Genomic DNA, 20,568 nt, shown 5'->3' with positions numbered 1-20,568 from the left:
TTGTGGTAAAATGAATCTCGTTTCAAAAGATACGTTACTTTTGCAAGGTAAACTTTTGTAGAATGGGTGAAAATTCCATATTTTTAATTGACATTGATAAAGTATTAAGGGATAAGGCGGGCAAGAAAGCCGACAGAATACCGCGTTTTCTGGTGTCGTACTTGAAACGTATTGTACATCAGGATGAGATTAATCCTTTCTTGAAAAGCGTATCCGATAAGACTGGAGTGGATTTTCTGGAGGCTTGCATGGAATTTCTGGATATTAAGCTGGAAGTGAGCGGAATGGAAAATCTTCCGTCTGACCGTCTGTGTACGTTTGTCTCCAACCATCCGTTGGGCGGACAAGACGGAATAGCTCTAGGATATATTTTAGGAAAGCATTACGACGGCCGTATCAAATACCTGGTGAATGATTTGCTGATGAATCTTCATGGCTTGGCTCCTTTATGTATCCCTATCAATAAGACCGGTGCCCAGTCGCGTGATTTCCCTCGGATGGTGGAAGCCGGTTTCCATTCAGATTCCCACATCATTATGTTCCCGGCCGGAATTTGTTCCAGAAGGCAGAAAGGAGTTATCAAAGATTTGCCATGGAAAAAGACATTTGTTACCAAGAGTGTGGAAACACATCGGGATGTAGTGCCTGTTCATTTTGACGGGCGTAATTCCAATTTCTTTTACAACCTGGCCAATGCGTGTAAGTTCTTGGGGATTAAGTTTAATATAGCCATGCTGTATCTGGCAGATGAAATGTTCAAGAATCGTCATAAGACATTTAAAGTGACAATAGGAAAACCAATTCCATGGCAGACGTTCGATAAGTCGAGGTCATCGGTGGAGTGGGCGGATTATGTAAGAGAGTTAGTTTATAAACTGTGAAAATACGATTTAATCATAGAGATTATGGAAGATATTATTGCTCCGATTGACAAGGAAGTTCTCAAATCGGAACTGACGGAAGACAAACGCTTGAGATTCACGAATAAGAGCAACAACGAGATTTATATTATTACTTGGAAAAACGCTCCGAATGTATTGAAAGAAATCGGTCGTTTGCGTGAAATTGCTTTCCGGGCAGCCGGAGGAGGTACGGGAAAATCGATGGACCTTGATGAATATGATTTGATGGAAAATCCTTACCAGCAGCTGATTGTCTGGAATCCGGAGGCCGAGGAAATTTTGGGAGGCTACCGTTACCTGTTGGGGGATGAAGTGGAGTTTGATGCCGAAGGAAAACCGGTGCTGGCCACTGCCCACATGTTTAACTTCTCGGAAAAGTTCCTGAAAGACTACTTGCCTACGACGATTGAATTGGGGCGTTCCTTTGTGACGTTGGAGTATCAGTCCACCCGTGCGGGCTCAAAAGGGCTGTTTGCGTTGGACAACTTATGGGATGGACTGGGAGCCTTGACGGTAATCATGCCTCAGGTAAAATATTTCTTTGGCAAGATGACCATGTATCCTAGCTACAACCGTCTGGGCCGTGACATGATTCTCTATTTCCTGAAAAAACATTTCAGTGACAAAGACCAGTTGATTACGCCGATGCAGCCGTTGCAGATTGAAACAGACCCGAAAGTGCTTGAAAAGATATTCTGTTACGATACTTTCAAGGAAGATTATAAGGTGCTGAACACGGAAGTGCGCAAGCTTGGCTACAATATTCCGCCGTTGGTCAATGCGTATATGAGTCTGTCGCCTACCATGCGTATGTTTGGTACGGCTATCAACGACGGTTTTGGCGATGTGGAAGAAACCGGTATCCTGATTGCGGTAGATGAGATTCTGGAGGAAAAGCGTGTCCGTCACATCGAATCTTACCTGCGTGAGCATCCGGAAGCCCTGCAGATAACTTCTGGGGCCAATCCGGTAGTCAACAAGATACATAAATAAATTTCTTATAGAGCAGGCAGGCTGTTCCCGTTTATTTTCCGGTACAGGTCGAGGGCATAGACGTCGGTCATTCCGGAAATGTAATCGAGTACAGCCTGTATTTTTTCATATAAGGTCGGTGCCTGGATATAATACTGGCTGGACACACGGTTGATCAGGAGTTGCGAGTAGGCTTTTTCAGGATAGCGTACGGCTTCAATCATCAGGTCGATGAGGGTGGTAATGACCTGATAACCGGCCAGTTCAATGTCTACCACATCCTTGGAACAGTAGATTTTTTCGAAGGCTGTATGCGAACAGTGCTTGTAGGCATCCCTGACCCGCGGACTCAGTTGCTGAATCAGTGTCCCTTGGAAAGTTCCTTCCAGAATCGTTTTCTCATTTTCAATAAATGTACGTACACACTCGTTGATTAACACTCCGATGGCCGATGAACGCAGGTAGGCAATCTGTTCGTTGGTGTCGTCCACCATTTTGCAGATAGACTGTATGTGCTCCATTTTCTCAGGCGCGAAGAATCGGAGATACAGTTCCTTGGTCTCCTGAGTTGTCAGAATCTTCAGTTTATGTGCGTCTTCGATGTCCATCATCTGGTAGCAGATGTCGTCGGCGGCTTCCACCAGATAGACCAGCGGGTGACGGCAGAATCTCAGAGGTTCTCCCTCCCGACTTATTTGCTTAAGCCCCAGTTCGTGTGCGATTTTACAGAAACCGGCTTCTTCACTAAGAAAAAATCCGAATTTCTGCTTGCTTCCGGCCAGTTGGGAGGAGAACGGATATTTCACGATAGAGGCCAGTGTGGCGTAGGTCAGGACAAAACCTCCGGGACGTCTTCCTTGGAACTGGTGGGTCAGCAGGCGGAAGGCATTGGCATTGCCTTCAAAGTGGGTGAAGTCATCCCATTCCTGAGGGGAGAATGCATTTTGCAACATGCGTCCCTTCCCTTCCGAAAAATAAGTGCCGATGGCTTTTTCTCCGGAATGCCCGAAGGGAGGATTCCCCAGGTCGTGTGCCAGACAGGCCGCGGCCACGATAGATCCTATCTCCGAGATGTGGGTATGATGTAATTCCGGATGAAGTTTCAGCAGTTCCGTTGAAATCTTGTTTCCCAAAGAACGGCCTACGCAGGACACTTCCAGGCTGTGGGTCAGTCGGTTATGTACGAAGATGCTTCCCGGAAGCGGGAATACCTGTGTCTTGTTCTGCAGCCGACGGAAGGGAGCGGAGAAAATCAGACGGTCGTAGTCGCGTTGGAATTCTGTCCGGTCTTCTTTTCGGTATGCGTGGAGGTTCTCCAGTCCGAATCTTTTATTGGATAGCAATTGTTCCCAGTTCATGGTGTAACTCCTTTGTGGTGTGATATTTAATTTTAAAGAAGCTCTAAAAGTTAAGTGCAAAAATATAAAAAAATGGTAAACATAACTATTAATTCGGTGGATTGTGTAACTTCGCAACTTCATAAAGGGTATAAAATAAGATGAAAATACAGATTATAAATACTTCACGGCATCCGTTGCCGCAATATGCCACCCCACAGTCGGCGGGGGTAGACCTTCGTGCCAATCTGAGTACACCTATCGTGTTGAAACCTTTGCAGCGTTGCCTGGTACCGACCGGCTTGTTTCTCGCTTTGCCGAAAGGGTATGAGGCACAAGTGCGTCCCCGTAGCGGACTGGCTATTAAGAAAGGAATCACTGTGTTGAATTCTCCGGGGACGATTGATGCCGACTATCGGGGAGAAATCAATGTGATACTGGTGAACCTGTCGTCCGAGGAGTTCGTGATAGAAGACGGGGAGCGCATCGCCCAGATGGTCATTGCCCGGCATGAACAGGCCGAGTGGGAAGAAGTGGAAGTATTGGATGAAACAGAACGTGGGGCAGGTGGATTCGGCCACACGGGAACGGTATAAACCTTAGGTGATTATGAGAAAGATAATAGGAATCATCGGAATGGTTTTGCTGTTTGTCGCCTGCGGGACGACAGGGAGGCAGCATGCGTCCAAGCGGAATCTGGCGAATGAAGAACAGGATACTTTATCCTACGAACAGCGTAGGAAGTATGATTATTTCTTTTTGGAGGCGGTACGGCTGAAACAGAAGGGCGATTACGACGCGGCCTTCGAACTCTATAAACATTGTCTGGACATTTATCCTAATTCGGCCCCGGCCTTGTATGACATTTCTCGGTTTTATATGGTGCTGGGACAGGAAAAGAAGGGAGAAGAAGCCTTGAAGAAGGCGGTTCGCGCAGATGAATCGAATTTCTGGTACAAGCAGACGCTGGCTGCCTATTATCAGCAGAAACGCGACTGGCCCAAGGCCATTGCCGTGTACGACGATATGGCACATCAGTTCCCTTCCCGCCTGGAACCGCTTATGGCGCTGGTGGATTTGTATAATCAAACCAAGAGTTATGACCAGGCGATTACGGTGTTGAACCGTCTGGAAGAACTGGATGGAAAGTCCGAGCAAATCAGTATGGAGAAGTTCCGGATGTACTTGCTGATGGACAATCAGGAGCAGGCTTTTAACGAGATTGAGAGCCTCTCGAAAGAGTATCCCTATGACTTGCGCTACCAGACGATTCTGGGGGATGTGTACCTGAACAATAATAAGCCTGATGAGGCGTATGCGGTTTATCAGCAGATTTTGAAGGAAGAACCGGGCTACGCGCCGGCGCTGCTGTCCATGGCTTCCTACTACAAGCAGCTGGGGCAGGACAGCCTGTACCAGCAGCAGCTTGATACGATTCTGCTGAACGACAACGTGGAGTCGGATACCAAGATGAGCATTATGCGCCAGCTGATTCTGCAGTCTGAACAGACCACGAAGGACAGTACCCAGATTGTGGCCTTGTTTAAGAATATCCTGGTCCGTCCGCAACAGAATGCTGATTTGTCGATGCTCTGTGCGCAATATATGATTACCAAGCACATGGAGAAGGAGTCTGTGCCGGTGCTGAATCAGGTGTTGTCGCTCGACCCGGAAAACAAACCGGCCCGTCTGCAGCTGTTGAGCTACGCCATCCGTGACAATGACCTGGATGAGGTGATTCGTGTGGCGACTCCGGCCCTCCAGTATAATCTGGATGCGATGGAGTTTTATTATTATCTCGGTCTGGCTCATTATCAGAAAGAGGAGACGGACAAGGCGATGGAAATATTTCAGAAAGGCTTGAAACAGGTCAACGAAAAGAGTGACAAGAATATCGTATCCGATTTCTATGCCATCTTGGGCGATTTGTATCATTCCAAGGAGATGAAGGCAGAAGCGTATGCGGCTTATGACTCTTCGTTGGTTTACAACCCGAACAACATCGGTACGCTCAACAATTATGCCTATTATCTGTCTGTGGAGCGGACGCACCTGGACAAGGCGGAGGAAATGAGCTACAAGACGGTGAAGGCGGAACCGGAAAATTCCACGTACCTGGATACTTACGCTTGGATTTTGTTTGAAAAGAAGCGTTATACCGAGGCCCGGATTTATATAGATCAGGCCATGAAGAATGGAGGCGACAGCAGCCAGGTCATTGTGGAGCATTGCGGGGACATTTACTATATGTTGGGCGAGAAAGACAAGGCGTTGGAGTACTGGAAGAAGGCCGACAGCATGGAGAATAAAGAAGAGGATGGGGCTACTCCCCGTACGGAAGCCGAGTTGAAACGCTTGAAACGTAAAATCGCATTGAAAAAATACATTGAGGAATGAAACGGTTGGTGCATTGGTTATATGTGATATGCCTGGTAGGAATACTCTCGGCGTGTAGTACCTCACGTCATACGGAACGGAGTCCGATGATTGGGGGGCTGAAAGGGGAGGAATATCAGGAAAAGGTGGTTGCTAATTTCCCCCACTGGAATTGTGTGACGGGAAAAGTAGCCTTGAATTTGCAGACAGGGAGTAGCAAGAATACGAAGTTGTCGGCTACGCTCCGGATGAAAAAAGGCGAGGTGATACAGTTGTCGGTGGCTCCTCTGCTGGGCATTGAAGTGGCGCGGCTGGAGATTTCTCCCGAGCGTATTCTGGCGGTCGACCGTCTTCACAAGCAGTATGTGGAACTTTCTTTCGTTGAATTGAACCGCATGACCAACTTGGATTTGAGTTTTAATGTGTTGCAGTCGTTGTTCTTGAATGAGATTTTCCTGCCTGGAAAAGAACAGGTGGAAGTGGCCGACCTGCCCCGTTTCCGGATGACCGCAGAGGGAACGCGTGCGTTGTGGGAGGTGAAGGACAGCAAGCGTTTGGCGTATCGTTTCTGGACTACGGCCGATAAGGGTTGGCTGGAAACCACTTCTGTTTTTTTACAGGGTACAGCTTATGCCTTGAAATGGACGTATGGAGATTTTAGCAAGCTGGGGTCGGGATATTTCCCTCAACATATTCTGGCGGAACTGCAGGGTGCCGGGAAAGGATACAGTCTAGACATGCGCCTTTCGCGGATGTCTGTCAATGAAGACTGGGAGACCCGTACGGAGTTATCTTCCAAGTATAAGAAAATGGAACTGGCAACATTGCTGAAAATGTGGTTAGGAAAATGAAACGTCTGATAGTTTTATTCTGTATTTGTCTGAGCGCGTGGACACTTTTTGCGCAGACTACGCGCAAGATTCAGCAGCTGGAGCAGCAGCGGAATGAGCTGAAGCAGCAGATTGCCGAGTCGGAAACGCTGTTGCAGTCCACCAAGAAGGACGTAAAAAGCCAGTTGGGTAATCTGGCACTGATTTCCGGACAGATAGAGGAGCGTCAGAAATATATCCAGACCATTGAAAATGATGTGAACAGTATCCAGCAGGAAATCAATCGGCTGGAGCAGGACTTGAAACGGCTTCAGAAAGAACTGTCTGAGAAACGTCAGAAGTATGAGCAGTCTGTGAAATATCTTTACCGGAACAAATCCATACAGGACAAGTTGATGTTCATTTTTTCGGCCGAGAATTTCGGGCAAATGTACCGTCGCATGCGGTATGTACGTGAATATGCGGACTACCAGCGCGTACAGGGCATTCAGGTACAGCGGAAGCAGAAACAGGTGACGGATAAGGCTGCCTCGTTGAGAAACAGCCGGAAAGCCAAAGAGGACTTGTTGAAGCAGGGAGAGGCTGAAAAGGCCAAGCTGGTAGCGCAGGAGCAGGAGCGCAAACAAATCCTCTCGGGTTTGCAGAAGAAGCAGCGCAGCATCCAGTCGGAGCTGGCCAAACAACGCCGTTCGGCCGATAAGCTGAATGCCCAGATTGACCGTTTGATTGAGGAGGAAATAGAAAAGGCCCGTAAACGTGCGGAAGAGGAAGCACGACGGAAAGCAGAGGAAGCCCGGAAAAAGGTGGAAGCAGCAAAAGGTACGTCTGAAACTTCTTCCACGGAAACGAAAACGGTCAAGGCACCTGTGGAGAAACTGGAAGCCTATAAAGTAGATTCGGAAGACCGACGGTTGTCCAGCGTTTTTGAGAAAAACAAAGGTATCCTTCCGGTACCGATAACCGGCCCTTATGTAGTGGTCGGACATTACGGCCAATATCAGGTGAAAGGACTTCGTAATGTGAAACTGGACAATAAAGGAATCGATATCAAGGGAAAGGCTGGGGCCAATGCACGGGTCATTTTTGATGGTGAGGTGTCGGCTGTCTTCCAATACAACGGGCTGACCAATGTGCTGGTACGCCATGGAAGTTATATTTCGGTGTATTGCAACCTGTCGACGGTACGCGTGAAGAAAGGGAGTCTGGTACGTGCCCGTGATGTGCTGGGCGAAGTGCATACCAATGCCGAAGGAGAAACCATTCTGCACTTCCAGCTCCGAAAGGAGACGGTGAAACTGAATCCGGAACTCTGGCTACATCGCTAAAAGTATTCCTGTTTTGATTTATAAGAAAGGGCTTCAGGTGGCTGTGCTGCCTGAGGCCTTTTTTGTGGAAATACCGTGCCACAAAGTTTTCGGGACAAGTATGAATCCTTCTCTTTGGCCTGATAATTTCTTTGTTTCACACTTTGGGATTTATATCCCACAGTGTGGTTTATGTATTTCACAGTGTGGTTTATGTATCCCACACTGTGGAACAGAGAAATTGTACTTACATAATAAATTATATTCGTTTTCATTGGAAGATAAATAATAAAATGAAAAATGCTTGAGGGATTTCCTTTTTTACTTCAATAAATAGTCATACATTCGTACGCTTTTCATTGCGAGTCTGAGAAAGACGGTGGAAAGAATCTGAAAATCATTAACCGCATTCATATTATGAAACTGAAGCATTATTCTGTTTTGACTTTCTGTATGTTCGGCAGTTTGCTTACTGCACCTTTTCCCATGTGGGCAGGTCCGCAAACTGAAGTGACCATTTGCAGTGCCAGCGTGTTGAATCCGACGGCTGTAGAAATTGTTTTTTCCAATCAACAGCGTATGACACTCGATTTTTATGGCGAAAATATTTTCCGCTTGTTTCAGGACAATAAGGGAGGCATTGTCCGTAATCCGGAAGCAGTACCTGAAGCCCAGATTTTAGTGAATAATCCGCGTCAGGAGGTAGGAAAACTTTCCTTGACAGACAAGGATGGAGTTATTACAGTGGCTACCAGCCGGATTGAGGTAGAGATGGACAAGCGCACCATGCTGTTCAAGATTACGGATAAGGCGCGCCAGAAAGTGGTGGCAGAAGCTATTCGTCCGGCGGATTTCACAGAGAAGCAGGTCAGTCTTTTCCTGAAGGCACAGGAGGGAGAGTATTTTTACGGCGGAGGAGTTCAGAACGGCCGGTTCTCCCATAAGGGCAAGAAGATTCATATCTTGAATACGAACCAATGGACAGACGGCGGGGTGGCTTCTCCCACACCTTTTTATTGGTCGACGGAAGGTTATGGAGTGATGTGGCATACTTTCTGTCCCGGAGTATATGATTTCGGGGCAACCGATAAAGGTGTGGTGGCGTTGAGTCACGAGGGAAATTACTTGGATGTGTTTTTCATGGTGGATGAAACTCCGGTCGCTCTGCTGAATGATTTTTATCAGCTGACGGGTAATCCGGTGCTCCTGCCTAAGTTTGGATTTTATGAAGGACATTTGAATGCCTACAACCGTGACTATTGGAAAGAAGACGAAAAAGGGATTCTTTTCGAGGATGGCAAGAAATACAAGGAAAGCCAAAAAGACAATGGCGGCATCAAGGAATCGCTGAATGGCGAGAAGAATAACTATCAGTTTTCTGCACGTGCGGTCATCGACCGTTATGAGGCAGCCGATATGCCGTTGGGATGGATTTTGCCGAACGATGGCTATGGGGCCGGATACGGACAGACTTCCACACTGGACGGAAACATCCAGAACCTGAAGGAACTGGGTGATTATGCCCGTGCGAAGGGAGTGGAAATCGGTTTGTGGACCCAGTCGGATTTGCATTCCAAAGAAGGAGTGGAACCGCTGTTGCAGCGTGACATTGTCAAGGAAGTGCGTGACGCCGGCGTGCGGGTGTTGAAAACCGATGTGGCATGGGTCGGTGCCGGCTATTCGTTCGGCTTGAACGGGGTGGCCGATGTGGCCCGTATCATGCCTTATTATGGCAACAATGCACGTCCGTTCATTATCTCACTCGACGGATGGGCCGGAACACAGCGTTATGCCGGTATCTGGTCGGGCGACCAGACCGGAGGAGAGTGGGAATACATCCGTTTCCATATCCCGACTTATATCGGTTCCGGATTGTCGGGACAGCCGAACATCACTTCCGACATGGATGGTATTTTCGGCGGGAAGAACATTCCGGTCAACGTGCGTGACTTCGAGTGGAAAGCGTTTACGCCGATGCAACTGAACATGGACGGATGGGGAGCGAACCCCAAATATCCGCAGGCGTTGGGTGAACCGGCTACTTCCATTAACCGCTGGTACCTTAAACTGAAATCGGAGTTTATGCCTTATACATATAGTATTGCGCATGAGGCAGTGGATGGCAAGCCGATGATTCGGGCGATGTTCCTGGATTATCCGAATGACTATACGCTGGGAACGGCCACTCGTTATCAGTTCCTTTACGGACCTTCTATTCTGGTGGCTCCTGTGTACCAGAAGACACAGGCCGACGAGAAGGGTAACGATGTGCGCCACGGCATTTATCTGCCCGAAGGCAACTGGATTGATTATTTCACCGGTGATTTGTATGAGGGCGGACGGGTTATCAACTGTTTTGACGCACCCTTGTGGAAACTCCCGTTGTTCGTGAAGCAGGGAGCTATTCTGCCCATGACGGCCGCACACAATCAGGTCGCTCAGATGGCGAAAGACATCCGTACGTATGAACTGTATCCGGCAGGAAACACGGAATTTACGGAATACGATGACGACGGTGTCTCCGAAGCCTATCGCAACGGACAGTATGCGACGACTCTTATCCGTTCGATGCGGGAAGGGGAAGACCTGAAAGTCAGTGTGGCACCTTCGCAAGGACATTTTGAAGGGATGGTGACGGAAAAGGCCACTTATTTCCGCCTCAATGTTACGGCACAGCCGAAGAAACTGACCGCACATATCGGAGGAAAGAAAGTGAAACTGACTCCGGTGTCTTCCTTGGAGGCATTGCAGAAGGGAGAAAATGTATATTATTATGAAGCCGCTCCGGAGTTGAACCGTTTTGCCACTCCGGGCAGTGAGATGGCCCGCGTGCAGGTGGTGAAGAATCCGGTGATGCACGTCAAACTGGCAGCAGTGGATGTGACACGGAATGAAGTGACGCTGGAAGTGAAAGGTTATGTGTTTGCTCCAGCAGAAAAACTGAGGGTCAGCCAGGGGGCATTGGCCAGTCCGGAACCGCAGGTCACGGAAGAGAATACCGGGGCTTATACGCTGACTCCTTCCTGGAAGAAGGTGGACCATGCCGATTATTATGAGATAGAGTACAACGGTATGTTGTATAGTACCATCCGGGATACCCGACTGTTGTTTGAAGATCTCCGTCCGGAAACGACCTGTACATTTAAGGTGCGTGCGGTGAATGCTTCGGGTGTATCCGACTGGGCAACTGTCACTGCCACCACGAAGCCCGATCCGCTGGAATTTGCCATCCGGGGTATTACGGGCGAAACGACTTGTCCAAACCAGGGAGGCCAGGAAGTGAGCAAACTCTTCAATTTTGATGAAGGGGATGCATGGCATACGCAATGGAGTGCCGAGGCCGTTCCATTCGATTTGATTGTGGATTTGAACAGTGTGAACCAGCTCGACAGGTTTGAATACCTGCCTCGTCTGGATGCCGGAAACGGTACGCTGGGTAAGGGTACGGTATATTATAGTATGGACAAATCGAACTGGCACGAAGCCGGTACGTTCGACTGGAAGGGCAGTGACGTGAAGACCTTTGTCTTTACCGAACATCCGACCGCACGCTATCTCAAGCTGTCGGTAACCTCTGCCGTAGGTAAGTATGGCTCCGGTCGTGAATTGTATGTATTCAAGGTGCCGGGTTCGGAAAGCTATATTCCGGGCGACATCAATCAGGATAAACTGGTGGACGAGAATGACCTGACTTCTTATATGAATTATACAGGTCTGCGCCGGGGGGATTCCGATTTTGAGGGATATATCGGCAAGGGTGACCTGAACGGTAACGGCCTGATTGATGCGTATGACATTTCTGCCGTAGCCGTACGACTGGAGACTGGTGTCAGCAGCCGTCAGGTACCAGCAGTGACCGGAGAGATTCAGATAGTTCCTTCAAAGAAAGTGTACAATGAAGGGGAGACAGTGGAAATCCGGGTATCCGGTAAGGGACTGCGTTCTGTCAATGCCCTCAGTTTCGCACTGCCTTATGACCCGCAGCTGTGGGAGTATGTAGGGATAGAGGCCACAGGCATGAAGGAAATGCGCAACCTGACCAACGACCGCTTGCACACCAACGGGACGAAGGCCTTGTATCCTACGTTCGTAAATACGGGAGAAAAGCCTTACCTGGAAGGGGATGCAGAACTGATGACCATCAAGTTTAAGGCAAAGCGTAAACAAAAGCTGGATTTGAAGGTATTGGACGGCATGTTGGTAGACAAGTACATGAATACCGTGAAATTCTGATACCATAAAAAAAGTGATTCTTTCCATAACTGGAGAGAATCACTTTTTTTTATAGAGAGTATGGAACTTAAATTTTCAGTCCATCCAGAATTTGCACATAAATGGAAATTGCTTCTTCGATTTCGCTGACCAGCACATATTCGTCGGCCGTATGTGAGCGGGAGGATTTTCCCGGACCGATTTTGACGGAGGGGAAAGGCATCAGTGCCTGATCCGACAGAGTGGGAGAACCGAATGGCGTTTTTCCCAGTTCGATAGCCCGTTTCACGAAAGGATGGTCGGCCGGAATGCTGGAAGAGTTGAGGCGAAAAGAGCGGGCCTTCACTTCGCTTTGCACGTGTTTCCCTATTTCGGCAAACAGTTCTTCATTGGAATAGCATTCGTTGCTGCGGATGTCGACCACCATGCTGCATAAGTCCGGAATCACGTTGTGCTGTGTGCCGGCATTAATCTGGGTCACGCTCATCTTGACGGGTCCCAGTAAAGAAGATTCTTTTGGGAACTGGTAGGTACGGAACCATTCGATGTCCGGCAGGATTTTGTAGATGGCATTTTCTCCCTCGTTGCGGGCAGCATGTCCGGATTTTCCGCGGGCCGTCACGTCGAGTACCATCAATCCTTTTTCGGCGATGGCCGGGTGCATTTCCGTAGGTTCTCCCACCACGCCCAAGGCAATGGGAGGAAGCTGATGGAGCACGCTTTCAATTCCGTTTTTCCCGGATACCTCTTCTTCACATGATGCCAGATAAATCAGGTTATAGCTTTGTGTGGTCATGCTGAGGTAGCGATATACCTGGAAAAGAGATACCAAACTGGCTCCCGCATCGTTGCTTCCCAGTCCGTAGAGTTTTCCGTTCTCATTCTTGGGAGTGAACGGCTGTTTTCTCCATCCGCTCACCGGTTTGACGGTATCAATGTGTGAATTCAGCAGGATGGTAGGTTTCTGGATATCGAACATGGGGCTGATGCACCAGATGTTGTTGCCGGAACGTCCGGTCATGATACCGGTTTCTTCTATGTAATTTTGCAGGAAGTCGGCTGCTGCCTCTTCTTCCCGGCTGATAGAAGGAATTCCAATCAGTGAATGCAGCAGAGTCAGCGCTTCAGATGTGTAGTAACCTATATCTATCATAAATATTACCTGTTTTAGATTCCCTGCAAAGATACTCTTTTTTATGAGAAAAAATTTAGATTGGCAAGACATTCCAAATAAAATCCTATATTTGCAAAAGAAATAATAAAATAAAGAAAAATAGATGGTTAATTCATATTTGTCCCGGCTTGTGCGGCGACAAGCAGAAAAATATGGGGATAAAGTTGCCTTAAAATACCGTGATTACACCACTTCTACATGGATTCCTGTCACTTGGAACGGATTTGCGAATTTGGTTGACGAGGTAGCCAGGGCTTTAGTGGCTGCAGGAGTAGAGGTGCAAGAGAATGTAGGAGTCTTCTCACAAAATAAGCCAGAATGTTTTTATGTAGATTTCGGAGCTTTCAGAAGCCGGGTCGTGACGGTTCCTTTGTATGCCACCAGTTCGGAGGCACAGGTACATTATATCGTGGAGGATGCCGGCATCCGCTTCTTGTTTGTCGGCGAACAGTATCAGTATGATGTGGCCTATCGGGTACAGAGCCTGTGCCGTTCTTTGAAGAAAATTATTATTTTCGATCCGGAGGTGAAACGGGCCGACGGAGATTGCAATTCGATTTATTTTTCTGATTTTCTGAAACTGGCTAAAGAGGAAAAGTGGCAAGGTGAAGTGGAGGAACGTACGTCGGCTTCTTCTCCCGATGATTTGGCCAATATTTTATACACTTCCGGCACTACGGGCGACTCCAAGGGAGTGATGTTGCATCACTCCAATTATGAGGCGGCTTTCAAAGGGCATAACGCGCGTCTCACCGAGCTGGGAGAGAACGATGTGGTGATGAATTTTCTGCCGTTTACGCATATTTTTGAACGGGGATGGGCTTTCTATTGCCTGCACAGGGGTTGTATGCTGTGCATCAACCTGAAACCCCAGGATATCCAGAAAACCATCAAGGAAATCCGCCCTACCGCGATGTGCAGTGTGCCGCGTTTCTGGGAAAAGGTATATGCAGGCGTACAGGAAAAAATCAATGAGACCACTGGGTTGAAGAAAGCCCTGATGCTGGATGCACTGCGGGTGGGCAAGGAGCATAATATCACGTATCTGATGAACGGGAAAACGCCTCCGGCCGTGTTGCACATGAAATATAAATTCTATGAGCGGACTATCTACAGCCTTTTGAAGAAAACCATCGGGATTGAGAACGGTAATTTCTTCCCTACAGCCGGGGCGGCCATACCGGAAAAGGTGGAAGAGTTTGTGCATTCCGTGGGAATCAACATGATTGCCGGATATGGATTGACGGAAAGTACCGCTACGGTTTCCTGTGAATGGAAGAGAGATTTCCGGATAGGAAGCGTCGGGCGGGTATTGCCGGGCGTGGAAGTCCGTATCGGTGAAAACAACGAAATCCAACTTCATGGAGGAACCATTACAAAAGGATATTACAAGAAAGAAGCAATCACCAAGCAGGCTTTTACGGAAGACGGCTGGTTCCGGACGGGAGATGCCGGATACATGAAGGATGGGTTCCTGTATCTGACAGACCGTATCAAGGATCTCTTCAAGACTTCCAATGGAAAATACATTGCTCCACAGGCCATCGAGACGAAACTGGTGGTAGACCGTTACATTGACCAGGTGACCATTATTGCCGACCAGCGTAAGTTTGTGTCTGCCTTGATTGTACCGGAATACGCACAGGTGGAGAAATTTGCCCGGGAACATCACATCGCTTTTACCAGTCGGAAGGACTTGCTCGAAAATCCGCAGATTGTGGAACTGTTCAGGCTTCGGATAGATACCCTCCAGCAGGAATTTGCCCATTATGAACAGGTGAAACGTTTCACGTTGCTGCCCGAACCGTTCAGTATGGAACGGGGGGAACTGACGAACACTTTGAAGCTGAAACGTGCGGTGGTGGCCCGGAACTACAAGGATGTCATCGACAAAATGTATGAAGAAAATATCGGCTAAATAGCAGACTTTTATCTACAGGCACTCTTTCAGGGGTGCCTGTTTTTTCTGTCATTAGAGAAGATAGGATGCGCCTCGGCATAGTCAAATTTAGAAAACTGCGTTTTCTATTTGCCTCTGCGCTCGGCTTTTTCTATCTTTGCAGCGAGAAAATATAAACGGACTAATTTATCGTATTTTTATGATTACCATAGAGCAACTGAAAGACATAAAGGAACGTACGGAAGCCTTACACCGTTATTTGGATATAGACGGGAAGAAGATACAGGTGGAAGAAGAACAGCTTCGTACACAGGCACCCGGTTTCTGGGATGACCAGAAGGCTGCCGAAGCGCAGATGAAGAAAGTGAAGGCTTTGCAGCAGTGGATTACCGGTTATCAGGAGGTGAAGACGCTGGCAGATGAATTGCAGCTGTCTTTCGATTTTTATAAAGATGAACTGGTGACGGAAGAAGAAGTGGATGAGGCTTATGCAAAGGCACTCTCGGCTGTGGAAGCACTGGAGCTGAAGAATATGCTTCGCTCGGAGGCCGACCAGATGGACTGCGTGCTGAAAATCAATTCAGGTGCCGGAGGTACGGAGAGTCAGGACTGGGCTTCCATGCTGATGCGTATGTATATGCGTTGGGCGGAAAGCAACGGATATAAACTGTCGGTGGCCAATCTTCAGGAAGGGGATGAAGCCGGTATCAAGACGGTGACGATGAACATTGAGGGGGCCTACGCGTATGGCTATCTGAAAGGAGAGAACGGTGTACACCGTCTGGTTCGTGTGTCGCCTTATAATGCACAAGGTAAACGAATGACTTCGTTTGCTTCCGTATTTGTGACTCCGTTGGTTGATGACTCGATTGAAGTGACGGTAGAACCGGCCCGTTTGTCATGGGATACGTTCCGAAGCGGGGGTGCCGGTGGACAGAATGTCAACAAGGTAGAATCGGGTGTCCGCTTGCGTTACCAGTACAAAGACCCTTATACTGGTGAGGAAGAAGAAATCCTGATTGAAAATACCGAAACCCGTGACCAGCCGAAGAATAAGGAAAATGCCATGCGTCAGTTGCGTTCTATCTTGTATGACAAGGAACTGAAACATCGTATGGAGGAACAGGCTAAGGTAGAAGCCGGAAAGAAGAAGATTGAATGGGGTTCTCAGATACGAAGCTACGTGTTTGATGACCGTCGTGTGAAAGACCACCGTACCAATTACCAGACTTCCGATGTGAACGGAGTGATGGATGGAAAGATTGATGGTTTCATCAAAGCTTATCTGATGGAGTTCTCAGATAGCGAAAACTGATAAACTTTGCGGAAAACGCGTTTTTTTGTTTGTCTTTTTGCGGATAAGTTGTAATTTTAGGGAGCTAAATCTAAAAATGAAAACTTATGGGACGCAACAGAACTGTGAAAAGACAAAATTTTGAGAAACGTGAAGAAGAGAAAGCCAATAGACTGTTCAAGATGATTTGTATTGTCTTGATTCTATTGGCTATTTTAATGATTGTAGGTTATGCATTGGCTTCCTGATACCAGAGTGTGATATGTCACAGGAAATAGAACGGAAATTTTTGGTGTGCGATGATTCCTATAAATCGATGGCTTATGGGAAAAAACGTATCAAGCAGGGGTATATCTGCAGTGAAAGAGGACGAACAGTGCGGGTGCGCATTCAGAATGAAGAGGGGTACTTGACCATTAAAGGCCCCTCAGATGCGGCAGGTATGAGTCGGTATGAGTGGGAACATGCACTCTCCCTGCAGGAGGCAGAAGAACTGATGAAACTGTGTGAGCCGGGAATGATTGACAAGACCCGTTATCTGGTGCGATGTGGCACACATGTGTTCGAGGTGGATGAGTTTTATGGCGACAATCAGGGACTGGTTGTGGCAGAAATCGAGCTGGGTAGTGAGGATGAGGCTTTTGACCGGCCTCCGTTCTTAGGGGAGGAAGTGACCGGACAAGTGAAGTATTATAATTCATTCTTGATGAAGTCTCCCTATCGGAAATGGGCTGAAAACCTTCCTGAAAACTGTCAGGGAAAGGGGTAAAAACTCTCAGTTGATAGTTTTTACCCGTTTGATTATCAGTTTTTGTGAAGAGTGATCTTTCTTTTTCTGCTAATATTGCAGTGTCAAAACGAAAAAGCAGACATTATTTCAATTAAGAAAAGAAAGACTAAAGAATTATGAAAACGGCAACTTTTGCTCAGAATCTGCTGAGCATGCAGACAGAACTACTTCATTTCGCTTATAAACTGACGGCTGACCGTGAAGAAGCGAATGACCTTCTCCAGGAGACTTCATTGAAGGCTCTGGACAATGAGGAAAAGTATGTAGCTGAAACGAACTTCAAGGGATGGATTTATACCATCATGCGTAATATATTCATTAATAATTACCGCAAAACCTTGCGCGACCAGACGTATGTGGATAATACCGACAACCAGTTTTTCTTGAATCTGGGAGTGGATATTGAAGATGATTCCATGCAGGGTTCGTATGACCTGAAAGAGATGCGCCGCATCGTAAATGCATTGCCTAAAGAATATCGTGTACCTTTTGCGATGTATGTGTCGGGATTCAAGTATCGTGAAATCGCGGATAAACTGAATCTTCCTTTGGGTACCGTGAAGAGTCGGATTTATTTCACCCGGCAGAGGTTGCAGGAAGATTTGAAAGATTTCCGTTGAGCAGTTTGATAACTCTCTATCTTTAAAAATAATATATTTAATGGACGTCGGTTGCTGTGAGAGCACCCGACGTTTTTCTTTTATTCTGACTGTGGGTTATGGAATCTTTTTCTGATAAAGGGACGATAGATAAAATGGCCGGCTAGAGAAGCCAGTAATACTCCCACACTGTTGGCGGCAAAGTCTATCCAGTCTCCGCTCCGATTGTCGGTGCAATAGGCTTGCAGGATTTCGATGCATCCGCTCATCAGGATGGGAAACAGGATGCATTCGATGGCCAGCTTCCACTTTTTGATGATTGCATGATGAATCAGGTATTCTATCCATAACACGGAACTGAGTCCTCCATACATACAGAGGTGAACAAGTTTGTCGAAATTTGTAATCTCTTCCAGTGGGGTCTGAGGAGGGGTAAAAAAGGATAGGTACCAAATCACCAACGTCGTCAGAATAGAAAATGGGTAATGTCTTAAAAATTGCATTTTGCGTAAAACTTTAAATTTTCGTGCAAAAATACGATATTTTTTATACTTTTGTTTTCTGTTTGAAGTGTAATTATAATAAAATGATTTATGCAGCACAAAAATGAACGAGCAAATTTTGGAAGTAAGTTGGGAGCGATTCTTGCTGCCGCCGGTTCTGCAGTAGGTTTGGGTAACATTTGGCGTTTTCCTTATGAGACAGGAAACCATGGCGGAGCTGCGTTTATACTGATATATTTGGGATGCGTGATTGTATTTGGACTTCCCATTATGATTGCAGAGTTTACCATCGGACGTCGTGCGAAAGCATGTACGGGAGGGGCTTATGAGACCTTGGCTCCGGGTTCGCACTGGAAATGGGTCGGATATGCCGGAGTTTTGACCGGTTTCCTGATTTTAGGTTATTATTCCGTGGTGGCCGGATGGACTCTGGAATATGTTTGGCAGGCGGCGACTTTGGGCTTGTCGGACAAGACTTCCGGAGAATACGTGACGATGTTTCAGGATTTTTCGCAGCAGCCTTTCCGTCCGCTGCTTTGGTTGTTCCTGTTTATGTTTGCCACGCATTTCGTCATAGTGAAAGGAGTGAAGGAAGGGATAGAGAAATCGTCCAAAATCATGATGCCGATTTTGTTTATTCTGGTAATTCTGCTGGCTGTTTGCTCTGTGATGTTACCGGGGGCAGAGAAAGGAGTGAAGTTCCTTTTGCATCCGGACTTTAGCAAGGTGACTCCGGACGTCTTTCTAGGAGCTATGGGACAGGCCTTTTTCTCTCTCAGTTTGGGCATGGGGTGCTTGTCGACATACGCCTCTTATTTTGGAAAGGATACCCGCTTGGGGCATACGGCGTTGAGCGTGGGAATCATTGATACCTGTGTGGCAGTATTGGCTGGATTGATTATTTTTCCGGCAGCCTTCTCTGTCGGTATTCAACCGGATGCAGGCCCTTCATTGATATTCATTACGTTGCCCAACGTATTCCAGCAGGCCTTTGCCAATGTGCCGTGGCTGGCTTATGTATGTTCGATTGCCTTTTATGTGCTGTTGGCACTGGCTGCCTTGACTTCTACCATCTCCTTGCATGAGGTATCGACAGCCTTTTTGCACGAGAAGTTCCATTTCACGCGGGGACGTGCCGCTTGTATTGTGACAGCAGGCTGTTTGGTTATCGGAGTTATTTCTTCGCTGGCATTGGGCGTGTGGAGCAGCGTCAAGGTTGGCGGCTTGAACATGTTTGATGCGTTGGATTACCTGACAGCCAAGATTATGCTTCCGGTTTGCGGCATGTTTGCGGCAATCTTTGTAGGATGGGTACTGGATAAGAAAATCGTAAAAGGTGAAGTGACGAATTATGGCAGTTTGAAAGCCCCTTATTATCCTGTCTATCTGCTGGTTCTGCGGTTTGTGGCACCGGTTGGCATTCTGGCTATTTTTATGAATGAATTGGGCTTATTGAACTGGTAATGTGGAAAGATTTCTTCTATTACTCGCGGTCGGAGCGGAGGGTTATTCTGCTGTTGTTAGGCCTTTTGGTGGTTTTAGCCACCTTTTGGGCTGTATGCCGGATTACGGAGCCACCGGGACAGACCTATCAGGAGGACAGTGCGGAAATAGATTCTTTTTTGGCTTCTGTGAAGCAGCGTGAGTTAGACTATACGAAGCGGAGATATACGAAGGTGAGAGGCAAGGAACAACCGGAGGCGGTTCTTGCTGTTTTTGATCCCAATACAGCTGATTCTTTACAGCTGCGTAAGCTGGGACTGCCATCTTTTGTGGTTCGGAACATTCTTCGTTACCGGGAAAAAGGAGGGCAATTTCGTACGCCGGAAGCGTTTTCCAAAATCTATGGGCTGGAAGAAAAACAGTATCTTTTGTTGAGGCCTTATATCCGGATTCAGGAAGTGGACGACAGAAGTGGATTTCCGCAGGCTCAGGAGGAAAAGGCCTTTCCTGCGTCGGTGCAACGGATAGAAAAGTATCCTGAAGGGACGCTGGTCTCATTGAATGAGGCCGATACGGCTGAGCTGAAGCGTGTTCCGGGAATTGGAAGTGGAATTGCGAGGATGATTGTGGCTTACCGGAACCGTTTGGGAGGTTTCACGCATGTGGAGCAGCTGCAGGAGATTCCCCATGTGGATACTTGTCTGAATAAATGGTTTGTGGCGAAAGGTGTCCCGTTTCGGAAAATCAGGGTGAATAAGGATGGGTTGGATAAGTTGCGCAATCACCCTTATATGGACTTCTACAAGGCGAAAGCCATTTTGGAATACCGCCGTAAGCGAGGACATATAAAAGGTCTTTCCCGGCTCTCTCTGTTTGAAGAGTTTTCCGAAAAAGACCTTCAGCGTTTGTCACCTTATTTGTCTTTCGAGTGA

General features: G+C 47.4%; 17 protein-coding genes. 14 read left to right on the top strand and 3 right to left on the bottom strand.

Annotated features, from left to right (window positions below; all coding sequences use genetic code 11):
- The first annotated feature begins 62 nt into the window (after positions 1–62).
- Together OIM59_RS14855 and OIM59_RS14850 are read left to right on the top strand one after the other, a co-directional pair.
- Positions 63–881, top strand: a complete 819-nt coding sequence (locus OIM59_RS14855; RefSeq protein ID WP_299170054.1) for a 1-acyl-sn-glycerol-3-phosphate acyltransferase — start codon at positions 63–65, stop codon at positions 879–881.
- 24 nt (positions 882–905) lie between these two features.
- Complete coding sequence (locus OIM59_RS14850) at positions 906–1,895, top strand: GNAT family N-acetyltransferase (protein ID WP_303897464.1); 990 nt, start codon at positions 906–908, stop codon at positions 1,893–1,895.
- Positions 1,896–1,900: 5 nt separating this feature from the next.
- Here the strand turns inward: OIM59_RS14850 and OIM59_RS14845 are convergent, their stop codons facing one another.
- The gene (locus tag OIM59_RS14845; protein ID WP_303897461.1) at positions 1,901–3,232 is read right to left on the bottom strand and encodes a deoxyguanosinetriphosphate triphosphohydrolase; all 1,332 of its coding nucleotides are present in this window, start codon (positions 3,230–3,232) and stop codon (positions 1,901–1,903) included.
- A gap of 140 nt (positions 3,233–3,372) precedes the next feature.
- Between OIM59_RS14845 and dut the strand changes: the two genes are divergently transcribed.
- From dut to OIM59_RS14820, 5 genes are all read left to right on the top strand, one after another.
- Positions 3,373–3,807, top strand: coding sequence for a dUTP diphosphatase (gene dut, locus OIM59_RS14840; protein ID WP_072543602.1), 435 nt, complete (start codon positions 3,373–3,375; stop codon positions 3,805–3,807).
- 13 nt (positions 3,808–3,820) lie between these two features.
- Positions 3,821–5,608: a tetratricopeptide repeat protein gene (locus OIM59_RS14835; protein WP_303897459.1), complete on the top strand. Its 1,788-nt coding sequence runs from the start codon at positions 3,821–3,823 to the stop codon at positions 5,606–5,608.
- Complete coding sequence (locus OIM59_RS14830) at positions 5,605–6,438, top strand: DUF4292 domain-containing protein (RefSeq protein ID WP_303897456.1); 834 nt, start codon at positions 5,605–5,607, stop codon at positions 6,436–6,438. Before OIM59_RS14835 ends, OIM59_RS14830 begins: the two co-directional genes overlap by 4 nt.
- Positions 6,435–7,742, top strand: a complete 1,308-nt coding sequence (locus tag OIM59_RS14825) for a murein hydrolase activator EnvC (RefSeq protein ID WP_299170058.1) — start codon at positions 6,435–6,437, stop codon at positions 7,740–7,742. The genes OIM59_RS14830 and OIM59_RS14825 overlap by 4 nt, the downstream gene beginning before the upstream one ends.
- Positions 7,743–8,138: 396 nt before the next feature.
- On the top strand, positions 8,139–11,954 hold the full coding sequence (locus tag OIM59_RS14820) for a TIM-barrel domain-containing protein (RefSeq protein WP_303897452.1): 3,816 nt from the start codon (positions 8,139–8,141) through the stop codon (positions 11,952–11,954).
- A 67-nt stretch (positions 11,955–12,021) separates the two neighbouring features.
- On the opposite strand, the gene OIM59_RS14815 is transcribed toward OIM59_RS14820, so the two are convergent.
- On the bottom strand, positions 12,022–13,086 hold the full coding sequence (locus OIM59_RS14815) for a M20 family metallo-hydrolase (protein ID WP_299170060.1): 1,065 nt from the start codon (positions 13,084–13,086) through the stop codon (positions 12,022–12,024).
- Positions 13,087–13,210: 124 nt separating this feature from the next.
- Here OIM59_RS14815 and OIM59_RS14810 point away from each other — a divergent pair, with 124 nt between their 5' ends.
- The 5 genes from OIM59_RS14810 (at position 13,211) to OIM59_RS14790 (ending at position 17,711) form a co-directional block, all read left to right on the top strand.
- Positions 13,211–15,025 carry a long-chain fatty acid--CoA ligase gene (locus tag OIM59_RS14810; RefSeq protein ID WP_303897450.1) on the top strand — a complete coding sequence of 605 codons (1,815 nt, stop codon included), beginning with the start codon at positions 13,211–13,213 and terminating at the stop codon, positions 15,023–15,025.
- Between the two features lie 181 nt (positions 15,026–15,206).
- On the top strand, positions 15,207–16,322 hold the full coding sequence (gene prfB / locus OIM59_RS14805) for a peptide chain release factor 2 (RefSeq protein WP_072543596.1): 1,116 nt from the start codon (positions 15,207–15,209) through the stop codon (positions 16,320–16,322).
- Between the two features lie 86 nt (positions 16,323–16,408).
- Positions 16,409–16,549, top strand: a complete 141-nt coding sequence (locus OIM59_RS14800; RefSeq protein WP_299170062.1) for a hypothetical protein — start codon at positions 16,409–16,411, stop codon at positions 16,547–16,549.
- A gap of 14 nt (positions 16,550–16,563) precedes the next feature.
- Positions 16,564–17,070 (top strand): CYTH domain-containing protein, encoded by a 507-nt coding sequence (locus OIM59_RS14795; protein WP_303897446.1) that lies wholly within the window; start codon positions 16,564–16,566, stop codon positions 17,068–17,070.
- A gap of 137 nt (positions 17,071–17,207) precedes the next feature.
- On the top strand, positions 17,208–17,711 hold the full coding sequence (locus OIM59_RS14790; RefSeq protein ID WP_022354643.1) for an RNA polymerase sigma factor: 504 nt from the start codon (positions 17,208–17,210) through the stop codon (positions 17,709–17,711).
- 80 nt (positions 17,712–17,791) lie between these two features.
- Here OIM59_RS14790 and OIM59_RS14785 read toward each other — a convergent pair whose 3' ends face one another.
- A complete protein-coding gene (locus tag OIM59_RS14785; protein WP_299170064.1) occupies positions 17,792–18,403 on the bottom strand; it encodes a VanZ family protein in 612 nt (203 codons plus the stop codon).
- Between OIM59_RS14785 and OIM59_RS14780 the strand changes: the two genes are divergently transcribed.
- Positions 18,284–19,657, top strand: a complete 1,374-nt coding sequence (locus OIM59_RS14780; protein WP_303897442.1) for a sodium-dependent transporter — start codon at positions 18,284–18,286, stop codon at positions 19,655–19,657. The two genes, OIM59_RS14785 and OIM59_RS14780, sit on opposite strands and share 120 nt — an antisense overlap.
- Positions 19,657–20,568, top strand: coding sequence for a helix-hairpin-helix domain-containing protein (locus tag OIM59_RS14775; RefSeq protein WP_303897439.1), 912 nt, complete (start codon positions 19,657–19,659; stop codon positions 20,566–20,568). The genes OIM59_RS14780 and OIM59_RS14775 overlap by 1 nt, the downstream gene beginning before the upstream one ends.

The sequence above is a fragment of the Bacteroides mediterraneensis genome (assembly GCF_025993685.1).
Taxonomy (GTDB): Bacteria; Bacteroidota; Bacteroidia; order Bacteroidales; family Bacteroidaceae; genus Phocaeicola; species Phocaeicola mediterraneensis_A.
This window is presented reverse-complemented; position numbering and strand designations above follow the sequence as displayed.